General features: G+C 62.8%; 14 protein-coding genes and 2 pseudogenes. 3 read left to right on the top strand and 13 right to left on the bottom strand.

From position 1 onward, the window contains the following. The coding region (locus tag E5X88_RS32060; RefSeq protein WP_292168214.1) for a glutamate synthase subunit beta at window positions 1–1145 on the top strand (1145 nt) is incomplete at its 5' end. 69 nt (window positions 1146–1214) lie between these two features. Here the strand turns inward: E5X88_RS32060 and E5X88_RS32065 are convergent. From E5X88_RS32065 to E5X88_RS32075, 3 genes and pseudogenes are all read right to left on the bottom strand, one after another. After that, window positions 1215–1409 (bottom strand): annotated as a pseudogene (locus E5X88_RS32065) (DUF459 domain-containing protein); the annotation flags it as partial. A gap of 298 nt (window positions 1410–1707) precedes the next feature. Beyond that, on the bottom strand, window positions 1708–1875 hold the full coding sequence (locus tag E5X88_RS32070) for a hypothetical protein (protein ID WP_245459186.1): 168 nt from the start codon (window positions 1873–1875) through the stop codon (window positions 1708–1710). A gap of 22 nt (window positions 1876–1897) precedes the next feature. Then, window positions 1898–2104: a hypothetical protein gene (locus tag E5X88_RS32075; RefSeq protein WP_245459188.1), complete on the bottom strand. Its 207-nt coding sequence runs from the start codon at window positions 2102–2104 to the stop codon at window positions 1898–1900. Between the two features lie 1078 nt (window positions 2105–3182). Here E5X88_RS32075 and E5X88_RS32085 point away from each other — a divergent pair. Both E5X88_RS32085 and E5X88_RS32090 read left to right on the top strand, forming a co-directional pair. Further along, a pseudogene (locus tag E5X88_RS32085) lies at window positions 3183–3385 on the top strand (insulinase family protein); the annotation flags it as partial. 57 nt (window positions 3386–3442) lie between these two features. Beyond that, the gene (locus E5X88_RS32090; protein WP_287331241.1) at window positions 3443–4501 is read left to right on the top strand and encodes a class I SAM-dependent methyltransferase; all 1059 of its coding nucleotides are present in this window, start codon (window positions 3443–3445) and stop codon (window positions 4499–4501) included. Between the two features lie 445 nt (window positions 4502–4946). Here the strand turns inward: E5X88_RS32090 and E5X88_RS32095 are convergent, their stop codons facing one another. The 10 genes from E5X88_RS32095 to msuE all read right to left on the bottom strand — a co-directional run bounded on the left by E5X88_RS32095 (window position 4947) and on the right by msuE (window position 15672). Beyond that, window positions 4947–6377 (bottom strand): FAD/NAD(P)-binding protein, encoded by a 1431-nt coding sequence (locus tag E5X88_RS32095; protein ID WP_128185319.1) that lies wholly within the window; start codon window positions 6375–6377, stop codon window positions 4947–4949. Then, a complete protein-coding gene (gene ssuD / locus E5X88_RS32100) occupies window positions 6374–7549 on the bottom strand; it encodes an FMNH2-dependent alkanesulfonate monooxygenase (protein WP_287331242.1) in 1176 nt (391 codons plus the stop codon). The genes E5X88_RS32095 and ssuD overlap by 4 nt, the downstream gene beginning before the upstream one ends. Before the next feature lie 32 nt (window positions 7550–7581). Beyond that, window positions 7582–8829, bottom strand: coding sequence for an SfnB family sulfur acquisition oxidoreductase (locus tag E5X88_RS32105; RefSeq protein WP_095517101.1), 1248 nt, complete (start codon window positions 8827–8829; stop codon window positions 7582–7584). Next, window positions 8826–9617 (bottom strand): ABC transporter ATP-binding protein, encoded by a 792-nt coding sequence (locus E5X88_RS32110; protein ID WP_091600476.1) that lies wholly within the window; start codon window positions 9615–9617, stop codon window positions 8826–8828. The genes E5X88_RS32105 and E5X88_RS32110 overlap by 4 nt, the downstream gene beginning before the upstream one ends. A 66-nt stretch (window positions 9618–9683) precedes the next feature. Continuing rightward, window positions 9684–11015, bottom strand: coding sequence for an ABC transporter substrate-binding protein (locus E5X88_RS32115; protein ID WP_127240525.1), 1332 nt, complete (start codon window positions 11013–11015; stop codon window positions 9684–9686). Window positions 11016–11068: 53 nt separating this feature from the next. Next, window positions 11069–12118 (bottom strand): branched-chain amino acid ABC transporter permease, encoded by a 1050-nt coding sequence (locus E5X88_RS32120; protein WP_128185313.1) that lies wholly within the window; start codon window positions 12116–12118, stop codon window positions 11069–11071. Between the two features lie 3 nt (window positions 12119–12121). Then, window positions 12122–13018 (bottom strand): branched-chain amino acid ABC transporter permease, encoded by an 897-nt coding sequence (locus tag E5X88_RS32125; protein ID WP_029356685.1) that lies wholly within the window; start codon window positions 13016–13018, stop codon window positions 12122–12124. Then, a complete protein-coding gene (locus E5X88_RS32130) occupies window positions 13015–13920 on the bottom strand; it encodes an ABC transporter ATP-binding protein (protein ID WP_095517098.1) in 906 nt (301 codons plus the stop codon). The genes E5X88_RS32125 and E5X88_RS32130 overlap by 4 nt, the downstream gene beginning before the upstream one ends. Before the next feature lie 56 nt (window positions 13921–13976). After that, on the bottom strand, window positions 13977–15077 hold the full coding sequence (sfnG, locus tag E5X88_RS32135) for a dimethylsulfone monooxygenase SfnG (RefSeq protein WP_091600500.1): 1101 nt from the start codon (window positions 15075–15077) through the stop codon (window positions 13977–13979). A gap of 25 nt (window positions 15078–15102) precedes the next feature. Next, complete coding sequence (gene msuE, locus E5X88_RS32140; protein WP_287187648.1) at window positions 15103–15672, bottom strand: FMN reductase; 570 nt, start codon at window positions 15670–15672, stop codon at window positions 15103–15105. Between the last annotated feature and the right edge of the window lie 271 nt (window positions 15673–15943).

Raw genomic sequence — 15943 nt, forward strand, 5'->3', positions numbered from 1 at the left:
AGGAAGCCTGCACGCTGAACCTCGAGGACATTCCGGTCGCCATCAAGACGATCGAGCAGGCGATCGCCGACAAGGCCTATGAAACCGGTCATATCCGGCCCTATCCGCCGGAAAGGAAAACCGGCAAGCGCGTCGCAATCATTGGCTCGGGGCCGGCCGGCATGGCGGCCGCCCAGCAGCTTGGCCGCGCCGGCCACGACGTTCACGTCTACGAGCGCGAGAGCCGGCCGGGCGGGCTGATGCGCTACGGCATCCCCGACTTCAAGATCGAGAAGCACTACATCGATCGGCGCATCGAGCAGATGCAAGGCGAGGGCGTGAGTTTCCATTGCGGGATCAATGTCGGCGTCGACAAGCCGGTGGCGGAGCTGCTCGCCGAGTATGATGCGGTGCTCTATTGCGGCGGTTCGGAAACGCCGCGCCCGGCCAACATTCCCGGCGACGATCTCGACGGCGTGCATGACGCGATGCCTTACCTGGTGCAGCAGAACAAGCGCATCGGCGGCGAGCCGATCCAATCGGTGGCGTGGCCGTCGCCGCCGATCGTCGCCGGCGGCCAGCATGTCGTCGTCGTTGGCGGCGGCGACACCGCGTCCGACTGCGTCGGCACCGCCTTCCGCCAGGGCGCCGTTCGTGTCACCCAGCTCGACATCCGGCCGCAGCCGCCGGAAAAGGAAGACAAGCTTTCGGTCTGGCCCTACTGGGCGACGAAGATGCGCACCTCGTCCTCGCAGGCGGAAGGCGCCGAGCGCGAGTTCCAGGTGGCGACGCTCGAATTCATCGGCGAGGACGGCGCGTTGACCGGCGTCAAATGCTGCGAGGTCGATGAAAAGCGCAAGCCGATCGCCGGCACGGAATTCGTCATCCGCGCGGATCTGGCCTTCATCGCTATCGGCTTTGCCGGGCCGGCCGCGGTCGGGCCGGTGTCGGAACTGACTGGCCAGATGAAGATCGCCATCGACAGCCGCCGCTCGAACAACGTCGAGGCCAATGATCGCGACTACAAGACCAGCGTCGAAAAACTCTATGCGGCGGGCGATGTGCGCCGCGGTCAATCGCTGGTCGTCTGGGCGATCCGCGAGGGCCGTCAGGCCGCGCGTTCGATCGACGAGGCGCTGATGGGATCGAGCGTGCTACCGCGCTGAGTCTGTCTCGAGACCCTAATTGCGCGGCCATCTGAAGGCGCTTTCCGGCCTTCCGCTGCCCCGGGCAGGTTACGGACTGATCGCCGTGGTCGTTTCGGTTATGGCCGCCGCCACGGGCTGCCGCCTTGGCGGCCAAGAAAAATCGTCGGCGCGGCCGGGCGAAGCAGCGGGCGCCTTGCCCTCGACGACGAATTTTTCACCGGGCCCGTCCGGCTTGGCCGGCGCTGCGGCACCGAGAAGTTCCGAACCGCCGTCGAGTGCCGGTGATTGCGAGTCGGCGTCGGTAGCCGGGGCGGCGGCCTCAGTCTTTTCGTTCGAGGGTGGACTACGCTACTGGCCCAGTACCGGCAAGCATCGAAGGACCTTTACAATCATAAAGGTACGTCACTGGTCTCGCGGCTCACCTATGACAATCTAGACGCGCATTCGAGTGAAGTCTTCTTCAACGCGATCCACAATCCGACTGGCATTTTCGTAAAGGCCTCCTCGGTGCGGGCGGCATCAGGGAGGGTTTTCTCATGACGAGGACTTCTTACGGAAATGGGGGGCTACTCAAACACGTTCAGTGATCAGCGCGGGCGTACTTAGTCCAGGTGTCGTCCTGCCAGGTCGACGTGCGCGGCGGATTGACGAGCTGGCCGGCAAGGGCACCCTTGAGCGCCACCTGCTTGGAGGTGGTCCACGGGATGAACAGCCAGGCCGTGCCCTTCTTTTCGGAAGCCGCGTTCATGGCGAGAGCCCAGATCCAGATGTCAGAATCCAAGCTCGTGGCGATCGGTGCGTGCAGCGGCGGCGAAGGCGATCTTGCCGGATGCCGGCTTCCCCGCAACATCGTTCCAGAAGCCGAACATATTTGAGTCGATCGTCATCGCGGTGCGGCCGGACGAGATGCCGTCCACGACCTGGTACCAGTTATCATTGGCGAAGGAAGGAGCCGCGCACTTCTTGATCATGTCCACGTAATGTAGTCGTATCCAGCATCGGTAAGCTTCGGATCGCTCAGGTATTTGCCCAGCGGCTCCAGGGCGCCACTCGGAGCGAGGTCCCACGCGGGCTGAATGCCAGTGCCGAACACATCCCATGCTGGCGACTTCGTCGTCAGTTGGATCGTCATCTTGTTCCAGTAAGAATCGTCTGGGTAGAGTTCCGGCGTGACCTTGATGCCGGGTCAGCTTCTCGAACTCCGGAAGTTGCGCAGCGAGAGCATCCGCATAGGGGTGGATGTCGTAGGCCCAAGTTATGCTGGTCCCTTCGAATTGACGCCAGTTCACGGTATCGGCAGCGGCCGAATTAGTGAGCGATGCCGAGACGGCAAAAAACGCCAAGTCAAAAGCAAGCTGTTTGCGTAGCGACGCGCACCTGTAACGAGTACGGGGAATGAGCGACCCATGTAATCCTCCCTGGGCATTTTGCTAATTTTTGGGTCCACTCCTCCATCCCGAGTTCGCCCATAGCCACAATAAGCGGTTTCCAACCACCTCGCTCTGAATGCACCAGGCCAACTGGGTAAAAACGGGTAACCGGCACTTAAAGGCGTTGTAGTATCGCCACCAGAAATACTGCTCCGTGGTGCTGGCCTTTGCCTGGGGGCGCAACACGGCAACTACCCGCTCAAAACGGTTGGTCCTCTACCTCTTATTCACCGTCGCTTTCCTCGCGGCCTAACCCGGCCGGAATATCCGTTGCCAGAAAAAGGCCTCGCGGCCGGTTCGAGGCGCATCCCTCCTCCGAAGCAGCACGCTCAAGTATCGTCACAAGCCCCGAGCGCTTCGCGTTCGGCGATGTCCAAATTCCGACAATGTCGGATACAGTCAGATCTACTGGATTGCGTTTGAATGGTTTTCTCATTTGGCACAGTACATGCGGGTCATCCGCAAACACGTGACCGACCAACAAGAATTCGCATGATCACCTTACCACAACATACAGCCGCCGCGGAACAATCACTTGGCCCCTGATCGCCCGCCCCGGCACCACAACCGGAGTCATCGATGTTTTGACGGGCTGCCCTAGGATACCTGCTGCGACAGGCTTGCCCTGGTGACGACCACTCCGGCTCCGCCGGTTACCGACGAGGGCAAAGTGACGGATTTCCTGCTTTTCAAGGGCATGGAGGTGGCTGTCATTCCCGACCACCGCGCCGGTCGTCACTCATATGGTCTGGTGCAGGATCGGCAGCGCGGATGAGCCGCCGGGGAAATCCGGCATCGCGTGTCTTCGAGCATCTGATGCTCAAGGCGCCTCATGACGAGCACGGCTCCGTCGCCTGGAGAGATTGAACCCAAAGGGAGATTCCGATGTCTGAACCGAATCAGGAAAAGTTGGACGCATTCTTGGGGAAAATGGTCGGCGATCTCGGTGCGATCGCAACGGGCGCGGGAGTCCTGCTGGGGGACAGACTCGGCCTGTTCAAGGCATTGCGCGAAGGCGGCAAGATGACGGCCGTCGAACTTTCGACACGCACCGGCACCCAGGAACGCCTCGTAAGGGAATGGCTTTCCGGGCAGGCGGCGGCGGGCTACGTCGACTACGATGAAGCGAGCGACAAATTCTATCTCAACGCCGAGCAAGAGCTGGTGTTCGCCGATGAAAACAGCCCGGCCTTCATGGCAGGCGCATTCGAGTTCCTGTCCGCACTGTGGCTCGATGAAGAAAAGGTGAGGCAGGCATTCCAGTCCGGCAAGGGCGTCGGGTGGCACGATCATAGCGCGTGTCTGTTTCGCGGTACGGAACGGTTCTTCCGTCCAGGCTACAATGCCAATCTGATCGACTCCTGGCTGCCGGCCTTGGAGGGCGTCGTCGAGAAGCTCGAACGCGGCGTGGACGTCGCGGATGTTGGATGCGGTCATGGTGCATCGACCGTGCTCATGGCACAGGCCTTCCCCAATTCGCGCTTCGTCGGCTTCGACTATCATGCCCCTTCGATTGAGCGCGCCCGCAAGGCGGCCGAGGTAGCCGGCGTCGGCGTCAACACGCGGTTCGACGTCGCGGCCGCCAAGAGCTATACCGGAACCTATGACCTCGTCACATTCTTCGATTGCCTTCACGACATGGGCGACCCGACGGGCGCCGCCACCCATGTCCACGGATCGCTCAAGCCGGATGGCACGTGGATGATCTTCGAGCCGTTCGCGCATGATCATCTGGCGGCGAACCTCAATCCCGTCGGACGCGTTTACTATGCCGCTTCCACGTTCGTGTGCACGCCCGCGTCCGTGTCGCAGGAAGTCGGGCTCGCGCTTGGAGCCCAGGCCGGTGAGGCGAGGCTGCGCAAGGTGGTGACCGGCGGCGGCTTCAAGCGATTGCGTCGCGCCGCGGAGACACCGTTCAACATGGTGCTGGAGGCCCGCCCTTAGCGTGGCCGTCGCCAGAAATTGCAGCTCATCGCATTTGATGAAGATCACCGCCAAAAATCCGGACGCATCGGGCACATCTTCAAGGCGTCTGGGTTCACGCAGAGGTCGCTGCCGAGCCGCCTTCTCTAAACCACTGAAGTCGATGTCCGGCGGCAGATTCTTTCCCTCTCCGCGGCCACAAGGCGAGCAGCCTCGCTGTAGGCGTCTTCCCGCCCAGTGCTTTCTCGACCCGCCGCGGTGGGCTGATCGTCTCGGATCGTCATCAAAGCGGTGGACGCCGGTGCGAAGACTGGGCATGGAGATCGGCACCTCCGAGGTCGAGCGGATCTGCTAAAAGCGCCAGGAGCGGCACGCGACCAGTGGCCTATTTAAGACACGAATGGGCTTCCACCTTCGCAATACGCTCGGTGAGTGTCATCTGGATAGCCTCATCGTGTTTGCAGCTTCACGACGCCTTACGACGCAACGCCGTTTGGTATCCAAGCCATTGGTGGATTTCAGCGGCTATACGCTCGGCATGCGCGGTGACTTCGGGAATTCCCATCAATTCGCCAACGCTGCCGCGCGCCAGCGGTCCGCTGACGAAAATGCTGTCGGTCGGTCGGCCGGAAGTGCTGAGCGCACGGCCTTGGCTGTCGGTCTCCAGGCCAAGGCCAATCGGGTCTAGCCGGACCAGTCCCATTCGCCCGAGATCGGCAATTGCTGTGTTGGTCCGGAAAATATCGGCATGCGCCGGCCCGGTCGTGACGACCACCCTGTCGAACGTCTCGGTTGTCTGAGTGGGTTGGCGCCTTGGCCGCAGCGTGACGCGAATGCGCCCGTCGACCTGCTCGGCGCCGACGATCGATGCGGCGCGATAGGCGAGCATGCCTTCGGCAACGCGGCGATCGAGCACGTCCGCGACCTGTGGCGCGATGCGGAAGCGATGCACATCCCACAGCGTGCGCAAATGGCGCACGAGGCGGCGTTGCTCGTCGAGCGGCAGGGCCTGCCAGATGATTTGTCCCTGACGTCGGACGGCATCGAGCACCGGGTGCCAGTCTTCGCCCCGACGCTTGGCATCTAGGATCGTGGCCCGGATGCGTCTGAGCATCACTGTTGCGCTGCGTGAAGGCAGACTGATGAAATCACCAATCGGGTCGACCGGGAGCACCGCGTGGCTGCGCGAACGATAACCATGACGTGATAGCGCGAGGATGCGGCTGCGATGCCCATTGCGGTCCAGCGTGGCAATGATATCCGCCGACGTCAGTCCAGTGCCGACTACGAGCACATGGTCGTCGCGGCCGATCGCTTGCAGCCCTCCGAGATCATAGGGATTGGCCACCAGCCGGGCTGCAGCAGCCACGGACCGCAGGGCCGATGGCAAGGCGGGTGGCGGATGCGTCGCCGCAATCACTAGGGCGTCGGCTGCGAGCGTCCTTCCATCAGCGAGAATCAGGATGTAGCCCTGCCCACTGAGCTCGACTGACGCGACGGCGGACCTGACATGACGGATCACTTTGCCGGACAGAAAGGGTTGGAGATAAGATTCCACGTAGCGCCCGAAAACGCGTCGCTGTGGGTAGAGTGCTCCATTTGCGGCAATAGCCTCGGCATCGTCGAGAATCGCGCCGGTCTGCTCCAGCCAATCGGCAAAGTGGCTGTCCTGGCCGGAGATCAGCGTCATTCTCGACGCCGGCACATTGATGCGGTGTGAAGGATCGGCCGTCGAGTAGGCCAGACCATAGCCGAGCCCCTCTCTGGGCTCGACGACCACGATATCGGCAGCACCGGCGGGCAGCAGCCGCGCAAGATGAAACGCGGTCGCCGCACCGGAAAAGCCCCCGCCGATGATGGCTACGACCGGTCCCCTGCCCAAGTCTCTGGCGCTCAAGACTGACTCGCGGGCAGTGCCGAAGGCCGATGGTCGCCGGCCACCGTTTCGCCGAACGGTCCCATGTTCACGGCCGTCGGGCGCGTCGAGATTTCATGATCGAGCGGCAACAACGGCAACACCAGTTCGCCGAAGCGATAGGCCTCCTCCAGATGCGGATAACCAGACAGGATAAAGCTATCGATGCCAATGCGCCGGTATTCGTCGATCCGTTCCGCAACTGTCGCCGCATCGCCGACCAGGGCGGTGCCGGCGCCGCCTCGGACCAGGCCAACGCCAGCCCACAGGTTCGGACTGATTTCGAGCTTGTCGCGGCGGCCGCCATGAAGCCGGCTCATGCGCGACTGGCCGACGGAATCCATGCGCGCGAAAACCTTCTGCGCCTCGGTCATCGTGTTGTCGTCCAGGCGGCTGATCAGGCGGTCGGCATCGGCCCAGGCCTCATGATTGGTCTCGCGGACGATGACATGCAGCCGGATGCCGAAGGTCACCTGGCGCCCGGCTTTCTCGGCAAGACCGCGCACATGGGCAATCTTTGCCGCGACGTCCGCCGGCGGTTCGCCCCAGGTCAAATATTTGTCGATCTGTTCGGCGGCGACCGCGTTAGCGGCATCGGACGAGCCGCCGAAATAGAGCGGCGGATGTGGCGTCTGCACGGGCGGAAACAGTAGGCGACCGTCCTCGATACGGAAGTGCTTGCCTGCGAACGCTACGGTCTCGCCGCGAAGCACCGCCTTGTAGATGTCGAGGAATTCCCGCGTCACCTCATAGCGCTCGTCATGGCTGAGGAAGATGCCGTCGCCCTTGTTCTCGACCGGATCCCCGCCGGTGACGACGTTGATGAGCAGGCGTCCGCCGGAAATGCGGTCGAGCGTCGAGGTCATGCGCGCGGCTAGCGTCGGCGATTGCAGGCCCGGCCGGACGGCGACAAGGAAGCGAAGCCGCTGCGTCAGCGGTGCCAGCGCCGACGCCACGACCCAGCTATCTTCGCAACTGCGTCCTGTCGGCAGCAGCGCGCCATAGTAGCCGATGGCATCGGCGGCTTTCGCGACTTGGGTGAGATAGGGCAAGTCGACCGCCCTGCCCCCCTCTGAGGTGCCGAGATAGCGGCTGTCGCCATGAGTCGGCAGAAACCACAGGACCTTGATCCTGTCGGGAGTGGCAATGCTCATGAATGGTCCTCTGTGATTTGGAGGCGCTTCGCTCAGCTCCAGGCATGGAGCGGCGGATTTACGTCGTTGAGGTAGTAGTTGCCGAGGATCGCGTATTTCCAGCGCACCGGATCGTGCAGCGTGTGGGTGCGGGCGTTGCGCCAGTGCCGGTCGAGATTGTGCTCGGCCAGCGTCGAGCGTGTGCCGGCGAGCTCGAACAGCTTGTTCGTGGCAATGATGGCGATCTCTGTCGTGAGGATCTTGGATTCGGCAACCGCGATCTGCGCTTCCGCGACGGTCTTCTCGTTCGGGTCGGCCACGGCGCGATCTACCGCAAGCCCGGCCCTTTCCAGAACCGCCTCTGCCGCGTTGGCCCGCAGGCGAAGGTCGCCAATCGCCTGGATCGTATAAGGATCCTGCCAGGCATGATCGACGCCGCTGTCGATCCAGGCGCGCGACTTGGTGCGCACGAAGCCGACAGTCTCGTCGATCGCCGCCTTGGCGATGCCGAGATCGACCGCGGCCTGGATGATCTGGAAGATGGCGCCGTCGGCCGTCGGCCTGTCATAGCCCTTGTAGCCGGGGACAAGATGCGTTTTGGGCACCTTGACATTGTCGAGCAGGACCGTGCCGGACAAAGTCGTCTTCTGTCCGAAGCTCGACCAGTCGTCGATCACCGTCAGTCCGGGCGCGCCGCGATCGGCGATGGCATACCAGGCGCGCCCCTCGTCATCGAGCGCCACGATCGGAACCAGATGGGCAAGCAGAGCACCGCTCGAATAGAATTTCTGGCCGTTGACCACGACATGGTCGCCGGCGTCGACGAACTTTGTCTCGAAGTCGGCCGCGCGCTTGGAGCCGAACTCGGAGAACGCGTTGCCGAAGCGCGTGCCGGACAGCACCTCAGCGAAAAGCAGCTTCTTCTGCGCCTCGTCGGAGACGGTGCGGATAGCGGCGACGACGCCAAGATGGTTCTGCGGAATCTGGCCGAGCGACGGATCGGCCGCCGAGATGATGGTGATCACCTTCGACAGGGTCACATAGGAGAGCTCCGGCCCGCCATAGGCTTTCGGCACGTTGATCGACCACAGGCCGCTCTGCGAAAACGCATCGAGCTCTTCCTTCGGCCAGATGCGTTCACGATCCCGCTTGGAGGCATCCCTGGCGAATTCGGCGGCGAGTTTTTCGGCGACAGCGATTGCCTCGGCATCGGCCTTGATCACATGCGCCTTGGCAGAGGGTCGTTCGACCGGCGGGACGGCACTGCGGCTATCCGACGCCTGCCTGGATTGGATGGTCATGCTGCTGTCTCCTTGGGAAAATGTTGCGGTGGAAGCGGCGCGCCGCCGAGGTAGTAGGTTTTGATATCGGTGCGCTGGCGCAAGTCGGCAGCCGATCCTTCCAGCACGCTGACGCCGTTCTCGAGCACGGTGGCGCGGTCGGCGTATTTCAGCGCGACCGCCGAATTCTGTTCGGCAACGAGGATCGAAAGGCCTTCGTCGCGGTTGAGCCGTTTCAGGGCGCTGAAGATCTCGTCGACGATCAGCGGTGCCAGCCCCATCGACGGCTCGTCCAGAACAAAGAGTTTCGGCCGCGACATCAGACCCCGGCCGATAGCCGTCATCTGCTGCTCGCCCCCGGAAGTGAGGCCGGACCGGGTTCGCCGCTTCTCGGCGAGCCTTGGGAAAAGTGAATAGACACGATCCAGGTCCGCCTTGACGCCCGTGCGAGAGGACGAGCGTCCGAGCGCGCCGGTGAAGAGGTTCTCTTCGACCGTCAGCGAGCGGAAGCAATGCCGGCCCTCGAGGACTTGGACAAGGCCGCTGCGGACTAGGTGCGAGGGGCTTGCCCTTGAAACATCCTCGCCACCGAAGGTGATCCGACCGGCGGTAATGGCGCCGCGCTCAGCCGGAAGGAGATTGGATACGGCGCGCAGCAGTGTCGTCTTGCCGGCACCGTTGGAGCCGAGCAGCGCGACGATCTCGCCCCTGCCAACCAACAAGTCGACGCCGTGTAGGGCGGCGATGGCGCCGTTGTAGACAGCCTCCACGCTGCTAACTGACAGTATCGGGTATTCCGGGATGGACATCGATGACTCCGCTCGGGAAGGTGGATGGCGCGGCCGGCCAGATTTGTCGGCCGCACCATACCAAATTCAGTTGCTGACCACCGCGTCGGCGTCCTCGGCCGTGCGGATCTTGATGCCCTTTTCCTTGGCATACGCCTCGGACGACTTCTCGATGATCGGACGCAGCAGCTTCCAGTCGGGAGCGATCCAGTCGGAGACGACATTCCACTTCTTGCCGTCCCATTGCTGGAAGGTCACGTAGCCGTCACCCTCGTGATTGTCCCAGGAGACGTTGATCGAGTGGAACAGGTCCTTGGCGCCGAGTGCCTCGACGCGCGCCGGATCGAGCTTGAGATGCTCGAAGCCCCAACGCACTTCGTCGCCGGTCAGCGTGCGGTTGCCGAACTTGGCCTGTGCGATGCGGACCGCCTCGACATTGAGGATGCCATTGACGATGCCGAGATTGTGGTAGACCGAGCCGATGCGGCTTTTGTCCTCGAGATTGCCTTTGCCGTCGCCGTAGACCGTTTTGACGATCTCCTGGACCACCGGATACCGCTCACCCGAGGCCTGGGTGGTGATGGCCGTATAGCCCTTGGCGGCATCGCCGGCGGGGATGACATCCTCTTCGGAATTCGACCAGACATTGCCTATGATGTGATCGGCCGGGAAGCCTGTCTTCTGCGCGGTCTTCAAGGCGACGGGGTTCATCACGCCCCAGCCGCGCAGCACGACATAGTCAGGATGCTCGCGCCGGATGGTCAGCCACTGCGCCTGCTGCTCGTTGCCGGGATGCGGCACCTCGATCTGCGACAGCTCGAAGCCGTATTTCTGCGACAGCAGCTCATAGATCGGGATCGTCTCCTTCCCATAGGGCGAGCCGTGATAGAGCACGACGATGTTCTTGCCCTTGAGCTTGTCGAGGCCTCCTTCCTTGGACGCGATGTAGTTCACGATGCCGGAGGTCTCGCTGTAAGGATTGAGCAGCAGCGGGAAGACGTAAGGGAACACCCGCCCGTCGGTCGTGTCTGTGCGGCCGTGGTTGATGGTGATCAGCGGCACCTTGTCGTCGGTGATGCGATCGATCATGGCATAGGCGATGCCGACCGAGAGTGGATTCCAGGCAGCGATGCCGGGATTGCTCTTCAACCGTTCATACACCTCGACGCCCTTCTCGACCTCATATTGCGTCTCGCCTTCGCTCCAGGCCAGCTTGACGCCATTGACGCCGCCGTCGCGGATGTTGATCAGGTTGAGATAGTCGATGAAGCCACCGAAAAAGCCGGTTCCGCCGGCCGCATACGGACCGACACGGTAGCTCTGCAGGGGAAAGTATTGTTCTTCGGCGTGAACCGCCGTCGCGCCGAGCACGAAGGCCGTGGCGATCGCCGCTTTTCTTAGGTGACTGAAGAAGGTCATTGCTTACGTCTCCTGATGGGTTGGTCCGAGCGGAGGAGGAAGTTGAGCGGCAATCAGCTGGACCTTGAGCCGATCCGTCGTTTGAGGCGGTCGAAGAGGGCCGACAGCCCGCTCGGTTCCGCGATGAGGAAGATGATGATAATGGCGCCGAGCACGATGCGCTGGCTCATGTCGAGAACGCCCGAATCGAACAGGCCGCCGAACAGGAAGGCGCCGAGCCGGGACAGAAAGAGCGGGAGGACAACGATGAACGCCGCACCCAAAAACGCGCCACGGATCGAGGCCAGCCCGCCGATGATGATGATGAACAGGATCTGGAATGAGCGGTCGAGATTGAAGCCTGCCGGCTCGACGGTGCGCAGATAGGTGAAGGCCCACAGCACGCCGGCGATACCGATGATGAACGACGAGATGGCGAACGCCAGAAGCTTGGTTCGCAGCACCGGCACACCGATGACGCGTGCGGCGGTTTCGTTGTCCCGCACGGCGATGAAGTTGCGACCGGTCGCGCTGTTGACCAAGCGCCAGACGAGGGCCGTCAGCACCATGACCGTGGTGACCGAAAGCAAATAGCGGCCGGTCGCGCTGTCGAGCGAAAGACCGGCGACGGCCAGGTGCGGCGCCGAGATCACCCCGGACGGGTTGTCGTTGGAGAACCAGCCGAACTTGGTCAGCGCCCATTGCACGAAGAACTGGGCGGCGAGCGTCGAGACGGCGAGGTAGAAGCCGCGCAGCCTGAGACTGGGCAGGCCGAACACGACGCCGAAGCCGGCGGCGGAAATTCCGGCCAGGATCATGGTCACCGCCAGCGGCAGGCCTTCGACCCTGAGGTTGAAATTGTAGGCGCCGAACGCGCCCACCGCCATGAAGGCGGAAGAGCCAAGCGAGAGCTGGCCGCAATAGCCGGTCAGCAAATTGAGGCCGACCGCCGCCAGGCTGAGCGCCAGGAATGGCAGCAGGATCGCCTCGACCAGATAGCCCGAAGCATAGGCAGGGACCACGCCGTAGGCGACGACGAACAGGGCGGTCGCCAACGCCAGCTTCTGAACGAGTTTCGCCCAGTCGACTGGAAGCCTTGCGGCGTCGAGAGCTTGCACGGCCATGGTTCAGACCCTTTCGACGGTTTTCTGGCCAAACAGGCCGGAGGGGCGCACCAAAAGCACAACCAGCGCCAGCGCATAGGCGAACCAGCCCTCGATGCCGCCGCCGACGAACGGGCCGAGATAGACCTCGGCCAGCTTCTCGCTGGCGCCGATGATGAGGCCGCCAACGATGGCGCCGAGGATGGAATCGAAGCCGCCAAGCACCAGCACCGGCAGCGCCTTCAGCACGATCAGCGACAGCGAGAACTGGACGCCGAGACGCGCGCCCCACAACAGTCCGGCGACCAGCGCGACGAAGCCGGCCGCCGTCCACACGGTGCCCCAGATGCGAGGCAGCCGCAGCCCGACGGCGAGGGCCGCGAACTGATCGTCGGCGACGGCGCGAAACGCAAGGCCGATCCGCGTCCAATAGAAGAAGGCGCTGAGGCCTGCGACCATGGCGGCGGCGATCGCCGCCGCCAGCAGGTCGAAGGATGAGATCAGTATGCCGCCGACCTCGAAGGGGGTGTCGTCGATGCCGAGGTCGAGCCCGTGCACCTGCGTGCCCCAGATAAGCTGGGCGGCACCTTCGATGATGTAGGAGAGCCCCAGCGTCGCCATGAACAGCGTCATCGGCGAGCGGTTGACCAGTGGCCTGAGCACGGTCCGCTCGATGGTGAAGCCGAGCGCGACCATGACCGCGAAGGTGATGAGCAGCGAAAGCGCGAAGGGGATGCCGCGTTCGACGAGGCTGACAAAGGTGAGCGCTGCGAACAGCACCATCGACCCCTGCGCGAAGTTCAGCACGCCCGACGTCTTGTAGATCAGCACGAAACCTATGGCGACAAGCGAATACATGACGCCAGAGAGCAGGCCGCCGACCAGCACTTCGATGACGAAGAGGAAATCATAGTAGCTCATCGGATGTCCTCGCCATTCTCGCCCTCGGCGGTGCCGATATAGGCCCGGATCACTGCCGGATCGGCCCTGACCTCGGCCGGCGTCCCGTCTGCGATCTTGCGGCCGTAGTCGAGCACGGCGACGCGGTCGGAGAGGCCCATGACGACGCCGATGTCGTGCTCGATCAGGATGATGGTGACGCCGTGCCGGTCGCGCGCGGCGCGCACGAAGCCGGCCATCTCGGCCTTCTCGGTCGCCGTCATGCCGGCCATCGGCTCGTCGAGCAGCAGCAGCTTCGGCTCGGCGACCAGCGCGCGCGCCAGCTCGACCCGCTTCTGCAGGCCGTAAGGCAAGGTGGCGACGAGGCGGTCGGCGACGCTTTCGAGATGCAGGAAGGCGACTATCTGATCGGTCTTTTCGGCGATTCCCGCATCTTCGCTCCGGGCGCGTGGCAGACCTGCAATATGTTCGACGAAACTGGCGCGCCTGGTGTGGACGCGGCCGCACGCGATGTTGTTGCGCACGGACAGACCGCCGAATAGCGCCAGGTTCTGGAAGGTTCGCGCAACGCCGAGCCGTGCTAGACGGCTCGCCGGCACCCGGGAGAAGGACTGCCCGCCGATCGCAATCCTGCCGCGGTCGGCGTGATAGAGGCCGCTGATGATGTTGATCAGTGAGGACTTGCCGGCGCCGTTGGGGCCGATCACCGCGCGGATCTCGCCGACTTCCACTTCGAGATCAACATCGCTCAGCGCCTTGACCCCGCCAAAGGAAATGCCGATCCCGCTCAGCGCGAGAACCACATCCGGCCGTGACGACAGGCGTGCCAGACGCCTGTCGCCGACGGGGTTAGCCACCGCGAGGATGGCGGAAATTTCGGACGCGCGCTCGTATGCGGCCGCTCCCAGCGAAGCACCAATCATGAAACATTCCTGCTTTTGAAGGCGTGTCGGCTGCGGCCCCGTGGGCCGCGCCCGTCCTATTCCGCGGCGACAAGCTCCCTGTCGCGAGCTGCTTCCAGTTCGCGCACCAGAGGAATGACGCGCTTGCCGAAGAACTCGACCTCTTCCTGGAAATGCAGGAAGCCGAGCAGGATCAGGTCGGCACCGGCGTCCTTCAGTTTCAGGATGCGTTCGGCGATCTGTTCCGGCGTGCCGATGAGATTGCTGCGGAAGCCGTCATTGTACTGAACGAGATCCTCGAGGGACGACTTCGCCCAATTGCCTTCGCCTTCCGGCGAGGCCTTGCCGGCATTCTTGACCTGATCGGCAAAGCCCTGCACCGCCTCCGGATTCGCCTTGGCGATGATCTCGTCGAGCACGGCGCGCGCTTCCTGCTCGCTCTCGCGGGCGATGGCGAAAGCGTTGACGCCGATCCTAACCTTGTGGCCGTTGGCTTTCGCCTTGGTGCGGATGTCGTCGACCTGCTTCCGGATCTCCTCCGGGGTATTGCCGTTGGTGAAATACCAATCGGAGACACGAGACGCCATGTCGCGAGCGGCTCGCGACGAGCCGCCCTGGAATATCTCGGGCAAGGGCTCGATCGGCTTCGGCTTCATGGAATAGTTGGTGAAGCGGTAGAAATCGCCCTTCAGCGTGAAGCTGTCTTCCGTCCAGATGCCGCGCAACGCTCGGATAAATTCCTCCGACCGGCGATAGCGCTCGTCATGATCGAGCCAGAGTTCGCCAATCGCGGCGAACTCGCCTCGGAACCAGCCGCTGACGACATTGACGGAGACGCGGCCATTGGTCAGGTGGTTGATGGTAGCGATCTGCTTGGCCGCCAGCGCAGGGTTCCACGGACCGGGCAGGATCGCTGCGATGACCTTCAGCGTTGTGGTCGCGGCAAGCAAGGCATGGCTGAACGAGACTGATTCGTGCTGGTTGTCGGCCCCATAGCCGGCTGTGAAACGGATCTGGCTCAGCGCATAGTCGAACCCGTTGGCCTCGGCAATCTGGGCGAGCTTGCGGTTGTAGTCGATATCCCAACCCGTCCGCTGCTCGATGTTGGAGATGACCAGGCCGCCGGAGACGTTCGGGACCCAGTAGGCGAATTTGATGGCGTCGGAATGCGAACTCATGTCGTCGTTTCCCCTGTTGATTGGCTCAGCCGACGCGGGTGGCGACGGCGGCATTTGCGTGACTTGAGTTGAGCAAGGAGACCGCGTCGGTAGCGGCCCTTGCAATACGCTCGATGATGGCTGAGCCGACGATTTCGCCATCGACGAAATCGTCGGGCGTGCCGTAGACGCCCGTAGGGACGGTGACAGCGCCAAAAAAGCCGAACAATGGCCGGAGCTGATGTTCGAGCACCAGGCCATGGTATGGGCTCCCGCCGGTCGCCGCGAGAAGCACGGTCTTGCCCGTCAACGCGCGATAGTCGACCAGGTCGAACAGGTGCTTGAGAGCGCCAGTGTAGGAAGCCCTATAGACAGGCGTTCCGACCACGAGCAAATCGGCCTTCTCGACACGCTGGATAATCGCTTCTCCAGATGCGCCAAGTGCGCCGCGGGATAGTCCGGCGAAAAGCGACGGTGCTGCCTCCGTGATCTCAATCAGACCGGTGTCGGCAAGCAGGCGCAACGCGACCGCCTTGACCAGCGCATTGACGACCGCCGTGGTGCGGGACGGGTTGCTTACACCGCCGGATATTCCAAGAACCGATAATCGTGCCAAGTCATCTATCTCCCACACATGCGCCATAGGCCACCACCGAAACCAAACGATATTCTACGAAATCTGTAGACATAAGGTACTTTGTTCTGATGTTTTCACGTCAATGGGAAAAACGGCGCTGCTAGGAGCGGCACGCCCACCGCATTCGATCTCAAATGGGATTAACTTGGCAGGGGCCGTAGGCGTCACCCGCGAGTTCGACTTTGGTGAAAACAGGGGTCGTGTCCCACCGCGTGGTGTAGGTCGGCGATAGCGAAGCCGCTCGCGAGCG

The organism is Mesorhizobium sp., from assembly GCF_004962245.1.
In the GTDB taxonomy this organism is placed as follows: Bacteria; Pseudomonadota; Alphaproteobacteria; order Rhizobiales; family Rhizobiaceae; genus Mesorhizobium.

Coding starts and splice junctions, on each gene's coding strand:
- E5X88_RS32070 (WP_245459186.1), bottom strand. CDS start 1,875: ATGAACGCGGCTTCCGAAAAGAAGGGCACGGCCTGGCTGTTCATCCCG.
- E5X88_RS32090 (WP_287331241.1), top strand. CDS start 3,443: ATGTCTGAACCGAATCAGGAAAAGTTGGACGCATTCTTGGGGAAAATG.
- ssuD (WP_287331242.1), bottom strand. CDS start 7,549: ATGAGCATTGCCACTCCCGACAGGATCAAGGTCCTGTGGTTTCTGCCG.
- E5X88_RS32105 (WP_095517101.1), bottom strand. CDS start 8,829: ATGACCATCCAATCCAGGCAGGCGTCGGATAGCCGCAGTGCCGTCCCG.
- E5X88_RS32110 (WP_091600476.1), bottom strand. CDS start 9,617: ATGTCCATCCCGGAATACCCGATACTGTCAGTTAGCAGCGTGGAGGCT.
- E5X88_RS32115 (WP_127240525.1), bottom strand. CDS start 11,015: ATGACCTTCTTCAGTCACCTAAGAAAAGCGGCGATCGCCACGGCCTTC.
- E5X88_RS32120 (WP_128185313.1), bottom strand. CDS start 12,118: ATGGCCGTGCAAGCTCTCGACGCCGCAAGGCTTCCAGTCGACTGGGCG.
- E5X88_RS32125 (WP_029356685.1), bottom strand. CDS start 13,018: ATGAGCTACTATGATTTCCTCTTCGTCATCGAAGTGCTGGTCGGCGGC.
- E5X88_RS32130 (WP_095517098.1), bottom strand. CDS start 13,920: ATGATTGGTGCTTCGCTGGGAGCGGCCGCATACGAGCGCGCGTCCGAA.
- sfnG (WP_091600500.1), bottom strand. CDS start 15,077: ATGAGTTCGCATTCCGACGCCATCAAATTCGCCTACTGGGTCCCGAAC.